A 16,955-nucleotide genomic window follows, 5' to 3' on the forward strand; every position below is an offset into this window, starting at 1 on the left:
TTTTTTTATTACCAGATGTAAGCTAATACTTCTCCGCCAATGTTCTTAGCTCTAGCTTCTTTATCTGTTAAAAGCCCCTGAGAAGTTGATAAGATGACGATTCCTAAACCGTTTAATACCTTAGGAATTTCATTTGACTTAGCGTACTGACGTAAACCTGGTTTAGAAACTCTCTTAAGACCAGTGATTACTCTTTCATTACCTTTATATTTTAAAGTGATAACGATGTTAGATTTAACACCTTCACCTTCGACTCTATATCCTGCTACGAAACCTTCGTTTGTAAGGATCTTAGCTAATTCAACTTTTAATTTAGAAGTTGGAATTGAAACTTCTTCATGTCTCTGCTGATTAGCATTACGAATTCTTGTTAACATATCTGCAATAGGATCGTTTACCATTTGCAAATCCTCCTTCCTGTTGGGTTAAATATTACCAGCTTGCTTTTTTAACTCCAGGAATTTCACCTTTATAAGCTAATTCTCTGAAGCAGATACGACAAAGCTTAAACTTTCTCATAACTGAATGTGGACGTCCACAACGTTCGCATCTTGTATATTCACGAACCTGAAATTTCTGAGGACGCTGCTGTTTAATTTTCATTGATGTTTTTGCCATAGTCTATTTTGTCCTCCTATTTAGCAAAAGGCATACCTAATTCAGTTAACAATGCTTTACCTTCTTCATCAGTCTTAGCAGTTGTAACGAATACAATATCCATACCTCTTAATTTGTTGACCTTATCGAAATCAATTTCAGGGAAGATCAACTGTTCCTTAACACCTAAAGTGTAGTTACCTCTTCCATCAAAAGAGTTATTTGGAACACCTCTGAAGTCTCTTACACGTGGTAAAGAGATAGATACTAATTTATCTAAGAATTCATACATTCTTTCTCCACGTAAAGTAACCTTACATCCGATAGCCTGTCCTTCACGGATTTTGAAACCTGCGATAGATTTCTTAGCTTTAGTGATGATTGGTTTCTGACCAGAGATTAAAGTTAATTCTTCTACAGCTTCGTCTAATAATTTAGAGTTAGTAACTGCATCACCAACACCAATATTTAAGACGATTTTTTCCATCTTAGGAAGCTGCATAATTGATTTATAGTTGAACTTAGCCATTAAGTTCTTACTGATTTCGTTATTATAACGTTCCTGTAATCTGTTCATGATTGCCTCCTATAGATTATTTCTTATTTTCTTTGATGACTTCACCAGTAGCTTTATTAACTCTGACTTTTTTGCCATCTTCAAATTTATAACCAAGCTTAACTTTAGCTTTAGCTTTAGTGTCATAGTATGCAACGTTAGAAGCATCGATTGGAGCTTCAACTGTCTGGATTCCACCTTCTGGATCAGACTGAGAAGGTTTGATATGTTTTTTAACTTTGTTGACACCTTCAACTACGACTTTATTTGTTTTATGGTTGATAGAAAGGATTTCTCCTGTCATACCTTTATCGCTACCAGCGATAACCATAACTGTATCACCAACACGTACTTTCATCGTTTCTTATCCTCCTATAATACTTCAGGAGCTAATGATACGATTCTCATGAAATCTGCATCTCTTAACTCTCTTGCAACAGGGCCAAAGATACGAGTCCCTTTAGGTGAGTTATCATCTTTGATGATTACACATGCGTTATCATCGAATCTGATGTAAGAACCGTTTTCACGAGTTACACCATATTTTGTTCTTACGATAACTGCCTTTACAACTTCACCTTTCTTTACTGTACCACCTGGAGTAGCCTGTTTTACTGATGCAACAACGACATCACCGATGTTGCTTGTTTTTCTATTAGAACCGCCTAAATTTCTGATGACTAATACTTCCTTTGCACCAGTGTTATCAGCGACTTTTAATCTTGATTCGTTTTGGATCATTGTTGTGACCTCCTTTCAGAAGAATTAAATGATTTCTGCCTTCTTAACGACTTCTACTAAACGGAAACGTTTTGTTGCAGATAATGGTCTAGTTGCCATAATCTTAACGATATCACCAGTTCTAGCAACGTTATTTTCATCATGTGCTTTGAACTTTTTAGATGATTTCATACGTTTACCATATAACTTGTGAGATACATGTGTTTCTACAAGAACAGTGATAGTCTTATCCATCTTAGTAGAGATGACTGTTCCAGTGTAAACTTTACGATCGTTTCTTTCCATACTCATCTCTCCTATTTTTCTAATTCTCTTTCTCTAATTACAGTTTTGATTTTAGCAATTGACTTTCTAACTTCTCTGATACGAGCTGTATTTTCTAACTGTCCAGTAGCCTGCTGAAATCTTAAACTAAATAACTCTTTTTTGAACTCTTCTACTTTTTTAAGTAATTCAGTAGTTTCAATATTTCTAATATCTGCGACTTTCATGAGTTACTCACCTCTCTTAATGACTTTACATTTGATAGGTAACTTATGTGCAGCAAGTCTTAATGCTTCTCTTGCTACTTCTTCAGATACACCAGCTACTTCAAACATAACTCGTCCTTCTTTAACAACTGCAACCCATTCTTCTGGAGAACCTTTACCTGAACCCATACGTACTTCCAATGGCTTCTTAGTTTTTGCTAAATGAGGGAAGATTCTAATCCAAACCTGTCCTTCACGGTTCATGTATCTATTGATAGCGATACGGGCTGCTTCAATCTGTCTTGAAGTGATCCAAGCACCATCCTGGGCAACAAGACCATATTCACCAAAGGCAACAAATTTTCCACCTTTAGTCTTACCTTCATATTTAATTCTATGAGGTCTTCTATATTTTGTTCTCTTAGGCATTAACATGATTATTTGTCCTCCTTGTTTTTCTCAGGAAGAATTTCTCCCTTACAGATCCAGACTTTTACACCAAGCTTACCATAAGTAGTATCAGCTTCAGCTGTAGCATAATCAATGTCAGCTCTTAATGTATGAAGAGGTACATTACCTTCAGAGTATCCTTCAGTTCTTGCCATATCAGCTCCACCTAAACGACCTGATACTGCAGTTTTGATACCTTTAGCACCTGATCTCATAGCTGACTGGATAGCTCTCTTCTGAACTGTTCTGAATGAAGCTCTGTTTTCAAGCTGTTCAGCGATTCTCTTAGCAACTAACTGAGCGTTTGTATCAGCGTTCTTGATTTCAACAACGTTGATGTAAACCTGTTTACCGTCTACTAACTTAACAACTTCTTTTCTTAAAGCATCAATAGCTTCTCCACCTTTACCGATGACAACACCAGGACGTGAAGTATGAACGAAGATATTGATTCTCTTCTTAGATCTTTCGATATCGATCTTTGCAACATATGCTCTTGATAGTTTTTCCTGAAGGAAATTACGGATTTTTAAATCTTCATGAAGTAATGTTGCGAATTCTTTATTATCTGCATACCATCTTGAACTCCAATCGCGGTTAACACCAACACGGAATCCTACTGGACTTACTTTCTGACCCATTGTCTTTCCTCCTATTTTTCTTCTACCACAGCAGTGATGTGGCATGTTCTCTTTAAGATTTGAGTTCCCTGTCCTTTTGCTTTAGCACGGAATCTCTTTAATGTAGGACCTTCGTCTACATAAATTTCTTTAATAACTAATTTATCTTTGTCTGCACCTTCATTATGTACAGCATTAGCTGCAGCTGAGCTAATTACTTTGATAATTGCAGGTGTAGCACTTTTATTCGTATATTCAAGAATACCTAATGCATCCTTGACACTCTTACCTCTAACTAAGTCCACGACTAATCTGGCTTTTTGAGCAGATACACGAATGTTTTTAGCTTGCGCTCTTGCTTCCATGTTTATATCCTCCTCAAATTACGCTTTTCCGTCAGTGATATGACCTTTGAATGTTCTAGTTGGAGCGAATTCTCCTAACTTATGACCAACCATATCTTCAGTTACATATACTGGAATATGTTCTCTTCCATTATAGACAGCGAATGTATGTTCGATGAACTGAGGGAAGATTGTAGATCTTCTTGACCAAGTTTTGATTACTTCTTTTTTGCCTGAAGCATTTAAAGCTTCCACTTTTTTCATTAAGTGTTCATCAACGAAAGGCCCTTTTTTCAAGCTTCTTGCCATGTTTTCTTCTCCTCCTATTATTTACCGTTTCTTCTACGTACGATTAATTTATTAGAATGTTTCTTACTATTTCTAGTCTTAACACCCATAGCTTTTTTACCCCAAGGAGTAAGTGGAGCTTTACGACCGATTGAAGTTTTACCTTCCCCACCACCATGAGGGTGATCGTTAGGGTTCATTACAGAACCACGAACTGTAGGTCTGATACCTTTCCAACGATTTCTACCAGCTTTACCGATGTTAACTAATGAATGATCTTCATTACCAACTTCACCGACAGTAGCACGGCAAACTTTTAAGAATTTTCTCACTTCACCAGAACTTAATCTGATTGTAGCGTATTTTCCTTCGAAACCAAGAATCTGAGCAGATACACCAGCAGATCTAGCAATCTGTCCACCTTTTCCTGGATGCATTTCAATATTGTGGATTAAAGTACCTTCTGGCATGTTACCCATTGGTAATGAGTTACCAGTTACGATATCCACTTCTTCACCAGACACGATTGTCTGACCAACTTCTAACCCCTTAGGAGCTAAGATATATCTCTTTTCACCATCTGCATAGTTGATTAATGCGATGTTTGCTGATCTGTTTGGATCATATTCGATAGTAGCAACTTTACCAGGTACATTATCTTTATTTCTCTTGAAATCGATAATTCTGTATTTTCTCTTATGTCCACCACCATGATGTCTAGTAGTGATCTGACCCTGGTTGTTACGTCCAGCTTTCTTATTAACAGTTGTCAATAATGACTTTTCAGGTTTCTGAGCAGTGATTTCTTCTTTAGTCAATGCTGTCATATTACGACGACCGTTAGTAGTAGGCTTATATGCTTTAATAGGCATTGTTTGTTCCTCCTTATTTAGTCTCTGGGACGAGTGCATCCCAATAAAGTTTTAGCAATGATTATTCTTCACCGAATAAGTTGATTGTATTTCCTTCAGCTAAAGAAACGATTGCTTTCTTTCTTGCGTTAGTCTTACCAACGTAACGACCAACTCTTTTTGTTTTACCTTTAATGTTCATAGTGTTAACGCTTGTTACTTTTACATTGAACATAGCTTCAACAGCCTGTTTGATTTCAGTCTTGTTAGAGTTAACATCTACATCGAAAGTATACTTGTTTTCATCCTGCATTAATCTGATAGATTTTTCAGTTAAAACAGGTTTCTTTAATACATCAGTAATGTGTGCCATTATGCAAGTACCTCCTCAACAGCTTTGATTGCTGCTTCAGTCATGAATAAGTTTGTGCTATCTAAAATATCATAAACGTTTACATGCTTAGCATCGATTAACTTAACATTTGATAAGTTTCTTGCAGATAATGCAACATTATCATTTAATTCATCAACAACAACTAATGCTTTTCTAGGAGTATTGAACGCAGTCATTACTTCTTTCATGTTCTTAGTCTTAATTGAATCAAATGCTAAATCATTTAAAGCAGTGAATTCATTGTCGATTAATTTCTGAGATAATGCAGATCTTAATGCAAGTCTTCTTACTTTTCTATTTAATTTGAATTTATAGCTTCTTGGAGTAGGACCAAATACAGTTCCTCCACCTACCCACTGAGGAGCACGTGTAGATCCCTGTCTAGCTCTACCTGTACCTTTCTGTCTCCAAGGTTTCTTTCCGCCGCCTCTTACTTCAGAACGACCTTTAACCTTATGAGTCCCCTGTCTTAATGAAGCTCTCTGTAGTAATACCATATCAAAGATTGCCTGATTGTTTGGTTCGATTGCGAATACCGCATCGTTTAATTCGATTTCACCAACGTTTTCAGCTTTCTGGTTTAATAATGCAACTTTTGCCATGTCTATTTCCTCCTCTCGCTTCATTATTCAGCTGCTGCTGCAGCTTCTTCTTTAGCATAAGAAACTAATTCCTTAGCTTCGTTTACCTTTCCGTTTTTCTTAACTGCTGAATGAATAACAACTAAACCTTTCTTTGGTCCAGGAACTGATCCTGAGATTAAGATACAATTGTTAGCTGCATCAACAGCAACTACTTCTAAGTTCTGAACTGTTCTTGTAACATGTCCATACTGTCCTGGTAATTTCTTACCTGGAGCAATTCTATTTGGAGCGATTGGCCCCATTGAACCAGCGTGTCTGTGGTTAGGACCTCCACCATGAGCCATTGGAGTACGCTGATAACCAAATCTCTTGATTGTACCAGTGTATCCGTGACCTTTACTAGTTCCCTGAACGTCAACGATTTCACCAGCAGCAAAGCTATCAACTGAAATTTCCTGACCAACTTCATAACTCATCATTTCGTCATAACGAAATTCTTTGATGAAGCGCTTAGGAGCAGTGTTTGCTTTAGCTACGTGTCCAAGTTCTGGCTTGTTTGCTAATTTTTCTCTCTTGTCTTCGAAACCAACCTGTACAGCATTGTATCCATCAGTTTCAACTGTCTTCTTCTGAAGAACAACGTTTGGAGTTGCTTCTACAACTGTTACTGGGATTAACTTACCGTCAGTAGTGAAAACTTGAGTCATACCGATCTTACGGCCTAAGATTCCTTTCATGAGTTACACCTCTACCTTTCTTATAATTTAATTTCAATGTCAACACCAGATGGCAATTCAAGACGAGTTAATACGTCAACTGTTTCTGGAGTTGGGTTCACAATGTCAATAAGACGTTTGTGAGTTCTGATTTCAAACTGTTCACGAGAATCTTTGTATTTATGAACAGCTCTCAAGATTGTATAAATTTCTTTTTCTGTAGGAAGTGGTACTGGACCAACGACCTGAGCGCCTGATTTCTTAGCAGCGCCAACAATCTTTTCTGCTGAATCATCTAAGATCTTGTGATCGAATGATTTCAATCTAATTCTGATTTTGTTGTTTGCCATGATTTGTTCCTCCTTGTCTATTTGTTAGACAACGCTCAATGCGAATTCCCTGAGACACCCTTCCGTTCATGACAACGGCTGTCAGCGTTTCAGCAACCTCGCACATCTACGCGTTTCACAACAGTGATATATTACCCTATTCATTTCAGTAATGCAATACTTTTTTTGATTTTTTTCCTTTATTTTCGGACTTTTTTTAAGAAACCTCTTTCTTTATTAATGTAAGTGTTTACATTAAACAATTACCCCATTTATAGATTGTATACAAAATAAAACAATCTTATATGTTACTATAATAAAGAGGTGAAAACGATGTACTATATCTACATATTACGCTGCAATGACCATTCCTTATATACAGGAATAACCAATAATATAGAAAAACGCATGCACCAGCACTTCCATAAAGAAGCCGCCGGTGCAAAATATACCAAATCCCATCCTCCTTTATATATAGAAGCCATCTGGCAATGCGAAAACCGTTCAAAAGCTTCTAAACTTGAATATCGTATAAAAAAGCTCACGAAAAAGAAAAAAGAGGCATTGATCCTCTCCCATGACTTATCAGTCATAGAAAGCATCAACCCTCTCGATTATTATTTCATATCCTTTAAGAATGCCTTATAAGCTCTTACTGCTTCAAAGACATCAACCTTTGAACATACTTCCTGTGGAGAATGCATACAAAGAACAGCTAACCCTGCATCAATAACTTCCATACCGTAGTTGGCCATGATGTAGGCGATTGTTCCTCCGCCTCCAACATCAACTTTACCAAGTTCAGCAGTCTGGAACTGCACATTATTTTTCGCCATAACATTTCTGATAGCTGCAATATATTCCGCATTCGCATCATTAGACCCAGACTTACCACGACTACCAGTAAACTTATTGAAGACAATACCTTTTCCTAAGAAAGCCGCATTCTTGCTTTCAAAGACATCCGCATAAAGTGGATCATAGCCAGCAGAGACATCACTTGACAACATCTTACTGCGAGAAATAGCTCTTCTCACTGAAAGATCAGAATCAAATCCCATCAATGCCATAAGTTCAGCAGTAGTATTCTCAAAGAACTTAGAATGCATACCACTTGCCCCAACAGAACCAATTTCTTCTTTATCTACTAATAATGTACAAGCAGTACGATCTGGTGTTTCAATATCCAACATCGCAAATAATGAAGTCCAAGCACAGATCTTATCATCTTGACCATAAGCAAGAATCATAGAACGATCAAAGCCAAGATCTCTTGCTTTATCTGCAGGAACTAATTCTAATTCTGCAGAAAGGAAATCTTCTTCTTCTACATCATACTTCTCTTTAAGTAATCTTAAGACATTAGCTTTTACATTATCTTTTTCTACATCATTTAATGTCTGACTACCAACCAATAGGTCAAGAGATTCCCCTTCAATAACCACATTAGCTTTCTTTGACATCTGATTTCCTGCTAAATGAATTAGAAGATCAGTAACAGTAAAGACTGGATCATTATCATCTTCTCCAATATTCACTTTTACAGTTGTACCATCCATCTTTACAATAACCCCATGAAGAGCTAGAGGGATAGTAACCCACTGATACTTCTTAATACCACCATAATAATGTGTATCAAGATAAGCAAAACCTTCTTTTTCATATAAAGGATTCTGCTTAATATCCAATCTAGGTGAATCAATATGAGCACCAAGAATGTTCATACCATTTTCAATAGAATCTTTACCAATATGATAAAGCACGACTGCCTTATTATTATAGATGGCATATACCTTATCACCTGCTTGAAGCTTCTTGTTTTCCTTTAAACATGATTCAATTGATACATAGCCATGCTTTTCAGCCATATCTTTAGCAAGGTCTACGCATTCTCTTTCTGTCTTCCCTAAATCAAGACAGATCTTATATCGCTCTGCGATTTCATTCATATCATGAAGCTGTGCTTCATCATATGATTCCCACAAAGTTTTTCTTTCCATTTTTTTCAACTCCTTTGTCGTATATTGTAAAAGTTTTTTTCAACGTAATCAAGCAATACGACTTAACTCCTCAATGTAAACTCTTACATTTCTACTTTAAAAAAGAATAAAATAGGAGTAAGATGGGTGTAGGAGGTACGTTTTAATTATGGAAGAATTTATCGTTGAAACATCAGCACGTCATGTGCATCTTTCACAAGCTGACCTTGATACCCTATTTGGAGAAGGCTATCAGCTTACTGTGAAAAAATATCTTTCTCAGCCAGGACAGTTTGCCTGCAATGAAAAAGTAACAGTCGTAGGAAGCCGTGGAGAAAAAGCCATGTCAGTCATCGGCCCTGTCCGCAAGGCAAGCCAGGTCGAAGTCGCTATGACAGATGCGCGTGCTTTAGGTCTTAATGCCACTATTAGAGAATCAGGAGATATTGAAGGCACTGAAGGATGTGTCCTAAAAGGCCCTAAAGGTGAAGTCACTTTAACAAAAGGTGTTATTGCCGCAAAGCGCCATGTCCACATGACACCAGATGATGCCAAACGCTTCAATGTTGCTAACGGTGAAATCGTAAATGTAAAAATCGAAACCGAAGGTCGTTCACTAATCTTTGGCGATACAGTTGTCAGAGTATCTGACAACTACGCTCTTGCAATGCATATTGATACTGATGAATCTAACGCTGCTGGTGGTCCTAAAAAAGGAACTATCGTAAAATAAAAGCTAGCCCGCTTACGCGGGCTTTTTTTATTCGACTTGTTTTGGACAGTACTGCATATCACTGACTTTGTAGACTGTCACAAAAGCCGTTGGATCTTTCTTTTTGACATAGTTCATTAACGTGCGATATTCGCTCTTGTTTACAATAGCGACAACTTCATCACGTTCTTCTTTATGATAGGCTCCCACAATACGATAAAGAGTAGCCCCTGATTTCATACTATCTATAATGAAATGCCGAATATCTTCCGCATGTCTAGACACAATGCAGACCTTTCGCTTTAACTTTTGATCAAAGATATAATGATCCAATACCATCCCATTAAGATAAGTACCAAGCAGAGAAAGGATCACCGTCTTTGTATCGTAGGCTAGAATAGCTGACAAGGCAATTAGGATACCTGCCATTGACATAGCTTTTCCTACTTCTATTCCAAAATAGACATTCATGATCTTACCGACAATATCAATCCCACCAGATGATGCATTAGCATTAAAAAGCATCGCTGCCCCGATATTGACAGTAAAGATGTAACAGATGACATCTAATAATGGATCATTGGTCAACGAATGAAAATGTGGGAATATATGTTCTAGACATAAAAGCAGCACCGGTAAAAGGATACTGGCATAGACAGTTCTTGAAATAAATGATTTTCCTACCAGAAAATAACCGATGATCAATAATGTAATATTAAGTATCATCGTAATACCAGCAACTGAAAGAGGCATGAAATGCGACAACACAATAGCCAATCCGGAGATTGAACATACTGCCGCATGTGAAGGCACCAGGAAGAAGAAGACAGCTAAGCTAATAATAAGCGTTGCGATAGACATAAGTGCATATTCTTTTAATACTTTCATAAAAACCCCTTTTAGACACAAGAATACCAAGACTTACGCCTTGGCATCATCAATTCTTTTTATTTTTTTAGCGAAAATCTCGATTTCTTCATTATCAAAATTCTCAAAGATTTCACCATTGCGTTCCTTAGGCATATAAGGACGTCTTTTATTCATAATGGTCAAAAGCATTCTTTCAGAAATACTTAGCTCAGGATAATAGAGTGCACCACCAAGTCCTGCCATCGTCTTGACATCTTTTAAGATCTCATAATCAAAAGCTCTAGTGACATAAGACATAAATTCACTAAAGAACAACGCGGTTACATAAATGGAATAGTGTCGTTCAATCAAAAAGTCCTGATTCTTTTTTATAAAGCTGACCATTTCCTCATCAAGCTTACCAAAGTAGACAGGAATGCCGAGAATGAGTGTATCACAAGAAGAAAGCTTTTGGAAGTCTAAATCATTATAATCCATCAATAGGCATGTATCACCTAGATATGTGTTAATCACCTTTGCGATTTTTCTTGTAGAGCCATGCTTGCTTTTATAGAGAATACCAATCATAATCGAACCCTCCCTTACTATTTAGTTTAATACATAATACTCAAAGAAAAAAGGGCATTCGCCCTTTTGATATTATTTCTTTAATAATGCTTTTAAAGCAGTTGAAGCTTTAAATGCTGGAGCTTTAGATGCTGGAATATCAATTGGTTCCTTAGTAGCAGGATTGATACCTTTTCTAGCTGCTCTTTCTCTTACTTCAAATTTACCAAGACCAGCAACAGGTACTTCGTCACCTTCTGCTAAAGCTTCTTTTACAGTTTCTACAAATGCGTTTAATGCTGCTTCAGCCTGTACTTTAGTTAAGCCAGCTTCTTCAGCCATTTTTGCAACTAATTCTGTTTTTTTCATAGATTATTATCTCCGTTTCTTATTTTATAATCAAGGTTTTTTACCCTGTTTCAATTATACCAAACATAGAAAGTACATACAAGGATTACATATTAGAATATTTAAGTCCATAGCGTAAATAAATAACATTAAATAAGCTTAACATGTCAATTGTACCCATCATTGCAGATTGTGTGTAGTCACTCTCATGACCCTGCAATCTGTAGTAATGACTGATTGCTTCATTCTCGTAATCCTGGTTCATTGTCACAAGAAGAATCTGTGGCTTGCGCTCTGCTAATTTAGAGACAAGATTGTCCATTGCTTTCTTTCTTGCACGAACTGTTACGATGATGACCAATTCTCCTTCTTCAATTGTATCAAGCTTCTGTAGTTCATCACCTCTTTCGACAAAAGAGTAGATAAACTTTTTATGCTTAAGCATCTTTAACTGGAAATCATTGCAGACAAGCTTAGAGAACTGATAGGCATACATATGAATTCTTGGTGAAGAATGCATCAGTTCACAGATTTTATCAATATCTTCTATCTGTACTGAACTTTGTCCTAATGTTAATGATTTCTTTGTTTCCTCATAGATCTTATTGACAATCTCCTGAGGATTTTCTGCCAACTTCTTTTTCTCTTCTTCTTCAAGATGAATCTCGTCATTGGCTAGATCCAAGGCAATCTGCAGCTCTTTCTTAAAGCTCGCAAAACTCTTGCAGTTTAGATCCTTACAGAATCTTGAAATCGTTGCTGGTGACGTATAGCACATGTTCGCAAGATCATTAATTGAGATGTTTGGAATCTCATCAAGATTATCAAGAATCGTTTCTGCGATTGTGTAGTACATATCCTGTGAAGATGAAACATTCACATAACTCATAAGAGTATATAGGATATCTACTTCATTATAATTATTTATTGATCTTAGCATATCGTCCCTCCGTATACTTTAATTTACCAATTTCATAGAGATCATGACCTTCATCATCTATAACGACTGTTAAAGGCATATCCTTAACTTCAAGTCTTCTTATTGCTTCTGGACCAAGATCCTCAAAGGCAATCACTTCACAGGAAGTAATGCAATCAGCCATGATTGCGCCAGCCCCGCCGATAGCCCCAAAATATAAGGCATGTGTCTCTTTCATTGTATCAATGACATCCTGACTGCGTTTTCCCTTGCCAATCATGCCTCTTAATCCCTCTTTTAATAAACGAGGAGAATAGGCATCCATACGATAGGATGTCGTTGGTCCACAAGGACCAATTACTTCATCATCAGTTGCAGGCGCCGGTCCTGCAAAATATATAATCGCATCCCTCATATCAAAAGGGAGCTCTTCACCATTATCTAACATTTCAATAATCCGTTTATGCGCTGCATCTCTGGCAGTATAGATTGTCCCACTTAATTTGATTTGATCGCCAGTATGAAGACTCTTGACTTTTTCAAGTGTCAAAGGTGTATGAATTGAAATCATAATACCATCTCCTTATGTCTTGCCACATGGCAACAGATGCTGACGGCACAGGGCAATCCGGCAATATGAGTGGGCAGTGTTTCAATATGAAGAGACAAAGCTGTCGTCGCTCCACCATATCCTGCTGGACCAATGCCTAAGGCATTGATGCTCTCTAGAAGCTCTTTTTCTAAAGCACTATAACGTGGATCTTCATGATGTTCATTTGCATCCTTTAACATCGCCTTCTTTGAAAGCAGTGCCACATTTTCAAAGTTTCCGCCAATCCCCACACCTATGACAATAGGTGGGCATGGATTGGGTCCCGCCTGTTCCACAGTGTCCAATACAAATTGCTTAACGCCTTCGACACCATCGCTTGGCTTAAGCATCTTAAGCTGACACATATTCTCACTACCAAATCCCTTTGGCGCTACAATGATCTTCAGCTTATCACCAGGCACGATTTCATAATGAATCAAGGCTGGTGTATTATCATTGGTATTCTTTCTTTCAAAGAGTGGATCAGCGACTACGCTTTTACGAAGATAGCCTTCCACATACCCTTGTCTTACACCTTCATTAATGGCATCAGTCAGATTCCCTTCAATATGAACATCCTGACCCAGTTCAATAAATATACAGGCCATGCCTGTATCCTGACAGATAGGTCGTTTCTTGCTTTTGGCAATATCCGCATTCCGCTTGATTACTTCCAATGTACCTTTAGAAAGAGGCATCTCTTCTTGAGAGATTCCTTTTTTAAGAAGTGCATAAATATCCTTAGGTAAAGCATAGTTTGCTTCAATGCACATTTCTTTTACTTTTTCACTAATCAAGGATGCTTCAATAACTCTCATACTGTCTCCTTTCAATTGCTAACGCTTATTTTTTTCCGAAGGACTATAAAGCGTGTAATATCTTAAACTCATCAATTCAACGGTAGTCAGTAAGGCATGCTTGCCTGACTTGCCATCTTTTGGCATGCTGAGCTTAATTCGATAATCAATTGGAATATTCAGGAAGTTTCTTTCTTCACTGGTAATAAGTACGACCTTGCATTTAGATTTCTTTAGATATTTCATCATCTTGCTGGCAGTACCCATAAAATGACCATTGACTGAAACGACAATGGCAACTGAATCTTTAGTCATATTCATGGCACATTCAAGCTGTCTTTCAGTATCCATATAGGCAGTCGTAAACTTTCCAAGCATTAATAGATCAGTTTGGAAATGCATAGCTGCACTGTTGGAAAACTGTGTTCCAAAGAATACAACCTGCTTGCAGTCATGAATAAGCTTTAGCACCTGATCAATCACATTCCAATCCAATGAGTCTGGTAAATCCTGCATAGTCGCAATAACCTGATTGACATACTCTCTTGTAGCGGCTACAGGCTGCGACTTCATTTTGGCAGCTGGGATATTGATCAGATTATTAAATTTATGTACATCAGATTCAAACATCTGACACTCCTGTTTTAAGTGTGCATAGTTCTCATATCCCAATGCACGACAAAAACGTGAAATAGTTGCTGGCGATACAAAACATGCGTTGGCCAGTTCACTGATACGCATTCCTGAAATCAATGCAAAGTTGTTTGCCATAAACAAGGCAATGTTATAATTTGTATCTTTTTCATTTGCGGTATCTAAATAAATAATCAATCTATAAAAGAGGTTCTTCATAATATCCTCCCCTACTCTCTTCAATAATCATATTATATCTTATGATAGCGGTTTATGAAAGTGATTTCATTCCTTTTTTCTATTAGATTTTAAATTCAATTGCATCTCACTTCATAAATTGATAAAATATTTTATGGTGATTACATGGATAGAGAATTAATAAGTAGAACATTACAAAATATCATTAATATTTCTCACGTTTGGGAGTATGATAAATTCTCCCATGATCAGTTATCAGAAGCACTTAGAAATGAAATGCTCGATGCCTCTTCTGACAAGCCTGAAGCACAAGCAGAGATTGATTCCATTTTAGCTGCTCACCATGATGCAATCATGAATATTGAACACAATAACATTGAAGAAGAATCACACGCACTGTTTCTAGAAGCATTGCGTAAATGGAAACGAGATTATTTTCTATAAGAGGCGATAGACATGCAGATTATTATTATCATTGTAGCTGCCATTGGACTTGGCTCACTATATTCTCAATTTCACAAAAAAGACTGAACGCATTGTTCAGTCTTTTTCATTCGATATAGTTTTTTAATTCTTCAAAAGTTAAAGTGACACAGTTTTCTATCAGATGATCGAGTTCATTGTGAGAAAGATAATCCAAAAAACGATAGTTCATATCCCCAAAGCGCTGAATAAATACCTTCTTTAAAAACAGCACCTGGGATTTGATCTGACGCTCTTCTGAGAGCTTCAGCTGTTTCTTTAATAAACTGCACTGTTGCTTGATGGCTTTGACTTCTTCTTGATAATAGTCCCTATAGACACTTTTCATGTTTTCTTCATTTTCAATGAAATGATGGAAACATGAAAGTATTGATGAGCCTAATTCATCTTCATTAGAAGGAGATGTAAGCTGTTCTACAAAATGAGAAAGAAAACTATCATCCCTATTTGGACAAGTCAAAGAAATGAGATCAGTACGCATTCCTTTATCATAAAGCATTGTGCGAGATGAACGATAAGTAAATGTCTCAATAAAAATATCTCTCTTTATACCAGTAAAAACAATCTGATAAAACGGTTCACCGTAAGTATAGCTTGACATCAGCTGCTTAAAAAGCAGTTCAAAGGTTTCTACACGTTCTATTATAAAGTGACAGCGTATCTCTTTTTTATAAAATGTACCTAAGAGAAGATCTCCTTCTTCGATAGATAAGTTGGTGATGTCTTCTTTAATAAGAGATTCAATGATTTGCTTAATGAACTGCTCATCTAAGCTGTGCATGACACTTTTAAAAAACGGCTGACTCAAATAGATCCATTCTTCCATAAGTATGCCTCCTACTATTCTATACGCATACAAATAGAAGTTTTCTTGCAAAATAAAAGATACTCTTTTAAAATCTAACCTTTTCCAGCTTATTATTCTTGGCTCTCTATTCTGATTCGTTTCATTGAGCTCTCCACCTATGACTCTTCTCGCTCATAGATTTCTGTTTGCATCATCAGAATATTTACTATCAGTTTTGATAGTCCTACTTTGGCTTTTCCGAATGATTTCTCAACCTATTCTTTGTTATGCCAGGTCAGATTCTATTTTAGAGTATCTTTTTTCTTTAAGAAGTTGGTTTAATCAGTCCTCCTTCTTTGTAATTAAAATATATCATAACTTGTAAGCGTTTACAAGTCTTTTTTTAAAAAAAGTGGATTTTTTTTAAAATCCACTAATTATTGATATGCTGATGTGCCTGGAATGATGATTTAGATAATTTTCTGAATGCATATCCATGTTTCTTGTAGTATTTAATGATCTTTGGCAAAGCCTTTACCGTTGTGGTCTTTGTACGCATATCATGCATTAAAATAACACAGTGATTCATATTGCCGCTCTTAGTCGCATTTCTTGCTATACGCTTATAAGGAACAGTGGCTCCCGCAGCATCCCCACTGCTGACATTCCAGTCCTGATAAATAAGACCTTTTTCTTTCGCCTCTTTAGCAAGCTTCTTCATAATGCCATGTGAGTAATGACGTGAGATGGTATTGGAAGCTCCACCAGGGAATCTGAAGATTTTTGAAGAATGTCCTGTATAGGCTTTAACAATCTTATTCATCTTCTCGTGATCCTTCCAAAAAGCTTTAGTTGAACTATAGATTTTCTTATAGTCATGTGAGTATGTATGAACTTCAACACCATTTCCCATCTGGTAAGCTTTCTTCATATATTTGAAGTAAGCTGGTTCTTGAGCTGTGACAAAGAATGTAGCTACTACATGATATTTCTTTAAGACCTTAAGAACCTTTGGTGTATTTTGTGATGGTCCATCATCAAATGTAAGATAAACAATCTTTTTTTCTTTAGCAGATACACTTCCGATAGGAAGCAATAAAGAAAAAACAAGCAAAACGATTAACAGTTTAAATCCCTTCAAGATTATCCCT

General features: G+C 36.7%; 29 protein-coding genes. 3 read left to right on the forward strand and 26 right to left on the reverse strand.

From position 1 onward, the window contains the following. Window positions 1-8: 8 nt before the first annotated feature. The 16 genes from rpsH to rpsJ all read right to left on the reverse strand — a co-directional run bounded on the left by rpsH (window position 9) and on the right by rpsJ (window position 6,961). Window positions 9-401, reverse strand: a complete 393-nt coding sequence (gene rpsH, locus T513_RS0110810) for a 30S ribosomal protein S8 (protein ID WP_029070244.1) — start codon at window positions 399-401, stop codon at window positions 9-11. A 31-nt stretch (window positions 402-432) separates the two neighbouring features. Continuing rightward, on the reverse strand, window positions 433-618 hold the full coding sequence (locus T513_RS0110815; protein ID WP_029070243.1) for a type Z 30S ribosomal protein S14: 186 nt from the start codon (window positions 616-618) through the stop codon (window positions 433-435). Window positions 619-634: 16 nt separating this feature from the next. Beyond that, on the reverse strand, window positions 635-1,174 hold the full coding sequence (gene rplE / locus T513_RS0110820; protein WP_029070242.1) for a 50S ribosomal protein L5: 540 nt from the start codon (window positions 1,172-1,174) through the stop codon (window positions 635-637). Window positions 1,175-1,190: 16 nt separating this feature from the next. After that, on the reverse strand, window positions 1,191-1,511 hold the full coding sequence (gene rplX / locus T513_RS0110825; protein WP_029070241.1) for a 50S ribosomal protein L24: 321 nt from the start codon (window positions 1,509-1,511) through the stop codon (window positions 1,191-1,193). 14 nt (window positions 1,512-1,525) lie between these two features. After that, on the reverse strand, window positions 1,526-1,894 hold the full coding sequence (gene rplN / locus T513_RS0110830; RefSeq protein ID WP_029070240.1) for a 50S ribosomal protein L14: 369 nt from the start codon (window positions 1,892-1,894) through the stop codon (window positions 1,526-1,528). Between the two features lie 24 nt (window positions 1,895-1,918). Next, the gene (rpsQ, locus tag T513_RS0110835; protein ID WP_029070239.1) at window positions 1,919-2,179 is read right to left on the reverse strand and encodes a 30S ribosomal protein S17; all 261 of its coding nucleotides are present in this window, start codon (window positions 2,177-2,179) and stop codon (window positions 1,919-1,921) included. A gap of 11 nt (window positions 2,180-2,190) precedes the next feature. Next, window positions 2,191-2,385, reverse strand: a complete 195-nt coding sequence (gene rpmC, locus T513_RS0110840) for a 50S ribosomal protein L29 (protein WP_029070238.1) — start codon at window positions 2,383-2,385, stop codon at window positions 2,191-2,193. Window positions 2,386-2,388: 3 nt separating this feature from the next. Continuing rightward, entirely contained in the window at window positions 2,389-2,799 is a 411-nt protein-coding gene (gene rplP, locus T513_RS0110845) for a 50S ribosomal protein L16 (protein ID WP_029070237.1), read from the reverse strand. A 2-nt stretch (window positions 2,800-2,801) separates the two neighbouring features. After that, window positions 2,802-3,455: a 30S ribosomal protein S3 gene (rpsC, locus tag T513_RS0110850; RefSeq protein ID WP_029070236.1), complete on the reverse strand. Its 654-nt coding sequence runs from the start codon at window positions 3,453-3,455 to the stop codon at window positions 2,802-2,804. 11 nt (window positions 3,456-3,466) lie between these two features. Next, entirely contained in the window at window positions 3,467-3,799 is a 333-nt protein-coding gene (gene rplV, locus T513_RS0110855; protein WP_029070235.1) for a 50S ribosomal protein L22, read from the reverse strand. Between the two features lie 18 nt (window positions 3,800-3,817). Next, window positions 3,818-4,087, reverse strand: a complete 270-nt coding sequence (rpsS, locus tag T513_RS0110860; protein WP_029070234.1) for a 30S ribosomal protein S19 — start codon at window positions 4,085-4,087, stop codon at window positions 3,818-3,820. A 17-nt stretch (window positions 4,088-4,104) separates the two neighbouring features. Then, window positions 4,105-4,938 carry a 50S ribosomal protein L2 gene (gene rplB, locus T513_RS0110865; protein ID WP_029070233.1) on the reverse strand — a complete coding sequence of 278 codons (834 nt, stop codon included), beginning with the start codon at window positions 4,936-4,938 and terminating at the stop codon, window positions 4,105-4,107. A 61-nt stretch (window positions 4,939-4,999) separates the two neighbouring features. Continuing rightward, a complete protein-coding gene (rplW, locus tag T513_RS0110870; RefSeq protein WP_029070232.1) occupies window positions 5,000-5,290 on the reverse strand; it encodes a 50S ribosomal protein L23 in 291 nt (96 codons plus the stop codon). Beyond that, a complete protein-coding gene (gene rplD / locus T513_RS0110875; RefSeq protein ID WP_029070231.1) occupies window positions 5,290-5,913 on the reverse strand; it encodes a 50S ribosomal protein L4 in 624 nt (207 codons plus the stop codon). The genes rplW and rplD overlap by 1 nt, the downstream gene beginning before the upstream one ends. Before the next feature lie 23 nt (window positions 5,914-5,936). Next, on the reverse strand, window positions 5,937-6,632 hold the full coding sequence (rplC, locus tag T513_RS0110880) for a 50S ribosomal protein L3 (protein WP_029070230.1): 696 nt from the start codon (window positions 6,630-6,632) through the stop codon (window positions 5,937-5,939). A 20-nt stretch (window positions 6,633-6,652) separates the two neighbouring features. After that, window positions 6,653-6,961, reverse strand: a complete 309-nt coding sequence (rpsJ, locus tag T513_RS0110885; RefSeq protein WP_029070229.1) for a 30S ribosomal protein S10 — start codon at window positions 6,959-6,961, stop codon at window positions 6,653-6,655. A gap of 312 nt (window positions 6,962-7,273) precedes the next feature. Here rpsJ and T513_RS0110890 point away from each other — a divergent pair, with 312 nt between their 5' ends. After that, complete coding sequence (locus tag T513_RS0110890) at window positions 7,274-7,588, forward strand: GIY-YIG nuclease family protein (protein WP_031590107.1); 315 nt, start codon at window positions 7,274-7,276, stop codon at window positions 7,586-7,588. Here T513_RS0110890 and T513_RS0110895 read toward each other — a convergent pair. After that, on the reverse strand, window positions 7,558-8,940 hold the full coding sequence (locus T513_RS0110895; RefSeq protein ID WP_031590108.1) for an aminopeptidase: 1,383 nt from the start codon (window positions 8,938-8,940) through the stop codon (window positions 7,558-7,560). The genes T513_RS0110890 and T513_RS0110895 overlap by 31 nt on opposite strands. A 145-nt stretch (window positions 8,941-9,085) precedes the next feature. On the opposite strand from T513_RS0110895, the gene pduL reads away from it, so the two are divergent. After that, window positions 9,086-9,652 carry a phosphate propanoyltransferase gene (gene pduL / locus T513_RS0110900; protein WP_029070226.1) on the forward strand — a complete coding sequence of 189 codons (567 nt, stop codon included), beginning with the start codon at window positions 9,086-9,088 and terminating at the stop codon, window positions 9,650-9,652. A gap of 27 nt (window positions 9,653-9,679) precedes the next feature. Here pduL and T513_RS0110905 read toward each other — a convergent pair whose 3' ends face one another. The 7 genes from T513_RS0110905 to T513_RS0110935 all read right to left on the reverse strand — a co-directional run bounded on the left by T513_RS0110905 (window position 9,680) and on the right by T513_RS0110935 (window position 14,555). Continuing rightward, window positions 9,680-10,519: a YitT family protein gene (locus tag T513_RS0110905; RefSeq protein WP_031590110.1), complete on the reverse strand. Its 840-nt coding sequence runs from the start codon at window positions 10,517-10,519 to the stop codon at window positions 9,680-9,682. A gap of 33 nt (window positions 10,520-10,552) precedes the next feature. Beyond that, the gene (locus tag T513_RS0110910; protein WP_029070224.1) at window positions 10,553-11,068 is read right to left on the reverse strand and encodes a flavodoxin domain-containing protein; all 516 of its coding nucleotides are present in this window, start codon (window positions 11,066-11,068) and stop codon (window positions 10,553-10,555) included. A 72-nt stretch (window positions 11,069-11,140) separates the two neighbouring features. Then, complete coding sequence (locus T513_RS0110915; protein WP_029070223.1) at window positions 11,141-11,416, reverse strand: HU family DNA-binding protein; 276 nt, start codon at window positions 11,414-11,416, stop codon at window positions 11,141-11,143. A gap of 85 nt (window positions 11,417-11,501) precedes the next feature. Continuing rightward, window positions 11,502-12,335 (reverse strand): MurR/RpiR family transcriptional regulator, encoded by an 834-nt coding sequence (locus T513_RS0110920; RefSeq protein ID WP_029070222.1) that lies wholly within the window; start codon window positions 12,333-12,335, stop codon window positions 11,502-11,504. Further along, a complete protein-coding gene (locus tag T513_RS0110925) occupies window positions 12,316-12,885 on the reverse strand; it encodes a Fe-S-containing hydro-lyase (protein ID WP_031590112.1) in 570 nt (189 codons plus the stop codon). Before T513_RS0110925 ends, T513_RS0110920 begins: the two co-directional genes overlap by 20 nt. Beyond that, complete coding sequence (locus tag T513_RS0110930) at window positions 12,882-13,724, reverse strand: fumarate hydratase (protein ID WP_029070220.1); 843 nt, start codon at window positions 13,722-13,724, stop codon at window positions 12,882-12,884. Before T513_RS0110930 ends, T513_RS0110925 begins: the two co-directional genes overlap by 4 nt. A gap of 18 nt (window positions 13,725-13,742) precedes the next feature. After that, the gene (locus T513_RS0110935) at window positions 13,743-14,555 is read right to left on the reverse strand and encodes a MurR/RpiR family transcriptional regulator (protein WP_029070219.1); all 813 of its coding nucleotides are present in this window, start codon (window positions 14,553-14,555) and stop codon (window positions 13,743-13,745) included. A 144-nt stretch (window positions 14,556-14,699) separates the two neighbouring features. Between T513_RS0110935 and T513_RS0110940 the strand changes: the two genes are divergently transcribed. Next, window positions 14,700-14,978 carry a hypothetical protein gene (locus T513_RS0110940; RefSeq protein WP_029070218.1) on the forward strand — a complete coding sequence of 93 codons (279 nt, stop codon included), beginning with the start codon at window positions 14,700-14,702 and terminating at the stop codon, window positions 14,976-14,978. A gap of 106 nt (window positions 14,979-15,084) precedes the next feature. Here T513_RS0110940 and T513_RS0110945 read toward each other — a convergent pair whose 3' ends face one another. Together T513_RS0110945 and T513_RS0110950 are read right to left on the reverse strand one after the other, a co-directional pair. Continuing rightward, the gene (locus tag T513_RS0110945) at window positions 15,085-15,843 is read right to left on the reverse strand and encodes a hypothetical protein (protein WP_029070217.1); all 759 of its coding nucleotides are present in this window, start codon (window positions 15,841-15,843) and stop codon (window positions 15,085-15,087) included. Between the two features lie 394 nt (window positions 15,844-16,237). Continuing rightward, window positions 16,238-16,945: a polysaccharide deacetylase family protein gene (locus T513_RS0110950; protein ID WP_051550641.1), complete on the reverse strand. Its 708-nt coding sequence runs from the start codon at window positions 16,943-16,945 to the stop codon at window positions 16,238-16,240. Between the last annotated feature and the right edge of the window lie 10 nt (window positions 16,946-16,955).

This window comes from Kandleria vitulina DSM 20405 (genome assembly GCF_000702065.1).
Taxonomy (GTDB): Bacteria; Bacillota_I; Bacilli_A; order Erysipelotrichales; family Coprobacillaceae; genus Kandleria; species Kandleria vitulina.